Source organism: Vibrio sp. S234-5 (genome assembly GCF_000960595.1).
In the GTDB taxonomy this organism is placed as follows: domain Bacteria; phylum Pseudomonadota; class Gammaproteobacteria; order Enterobacterales; family Vibrionaceae; genus Vibrio.
The window spans coordinates 1-1362 of record NZ_JZAM01000106.1; the positions used below are offsets into that span (position 1 = coordinate 1).

The 1362-nt window shown below is 40.9% G+C and carries 1 protein-coding gene and 1 pseudogene; both read right to left on the reverse strand.

Annotation, left to right across the window (positions count from 1 at the left end):
- Positions 1 to 120: 120 nt before the first annotated feature.
- Positions 121 to 274 (reverse strand): annotated as a pseudogene (locus UF06_RS26740) (DUF3265 domain-containing protein); the annotation flags it as partial.
- Between the two features lie 428 nt (positions 275 to 702).
- The gene (locus UF06_RS03705) at positions 703 to 1137 is read right to left on the reverse strand and encodes a GNAT family N-acetyltransferase (protein WP_045569241.1); all 435 of its coding nucleotides are present in this window, start codon (positions 1135 to 1137) and stop codon (positions 703 to 705) included.
- Positions 1138 to 1362: the final 225 nt, after the last annotated feature.

Genomic DNA, 1362 nt, shown 5'->3' on the forward strand with positions numbered 1-1362 from the left:
GTAATCGTTATCATCAACTTCATAACTGAGAACTTCTATTGGTGCTGCCTGACTAGCAGCACACCCAGTCAAAAATACTAAACTCATAAAAACTGAATGTTTCATTTTTATCCTTAAAACATAACGCCGCGTTAAGGGGTGAATGCCGCATAAACCAGCTTTCCGCAGACCACTTTCACCACCAAAACCAACCGCATACCAAAAATGCCACGCGGCATGAATCCCTCTTAAACGCCTTGTTATGTTTAAGACTCGAACGGTTAAGTTTTACGATACCAAGAGCTTAACTCGACTTAACAGTGAAAACCAAAATCAGAAGCTAAAAAACTGAATTAACTCATAAATTTGATTGTACCGATATTGAGTTTTAGCGTGATAAACCGAAAACCGGAGCTCAAACTTTGAAACTAAGATCGCTTCATTCGACTCAAAAACGCACTGAACTTAAATGAGGCAACTCTTTGAATTTTTAGCGTCCACGAATTGGAGTCCAGAAAACAGCGCCCAATGAAGTCAACTTGCCGACAAAACCGAAACTAGAAAGCCAAGAAAAGATGCAAGTAACTGATTTTACGTGATTAAACATAACGCCCGCTTAAGTGGTGAGCAACGCAATACCGATGTTTCCGCACACCACCCTAATCACTTAAATCAACGCATGGTAAAAACGCCACGCGTTGCGAATCCGTCTTAAAGCGTTTGTTATGTGTTTGAACTTAAAGGGATTTCCATTTCCACTAACCCTTTAACTTCAGATGTTCTAACAAAGCCTCTAGACTCATACAGATTGATCGCTGGGTTTTCACTAAACACACGTAGAACTAGCTTAGTGGATTTACGACTGAGTGCATGCCCCACAACTAGATCAAGGCACTTAGCCCCAATTCCTCTACCTTGAAACTCCGGTAAAAGTTGAAAGTCTCTCAGAAAGGTCGTTTCGCCACTATAGCTAAAACGAAGAACACCTACACGGGTTTGGTCTAGGTGAATCTCGTAGTTTTCTAGTTCTTCCCAACTGTTTAGAAACTGATTGTGATCCCAGATAATCCCACGAGTTAGATAATAACTTGCCATATTTATCTTGGTTAAAGACTCTGCGAATAATGGGTCACTACCGATTTTAAGCTGTACTTCCATGCCTTTCCCTCTTGCTACACATAACGCCGCGTTAAGGGGTGAATGCCGCATAAACCAACTTTCTGCAAACCACTTTCACCACCAAAATTCACTGCATACCAAAAATGCCACGCGGCATGAATCCCTCTTGAACGCTTTGTTATGCTTAAGCTTCAATGACTTATGTTTTACCAAACTGAGATTAACTCAGCTTTAACTCACAAACAAAAGCCGAAAACCAATACA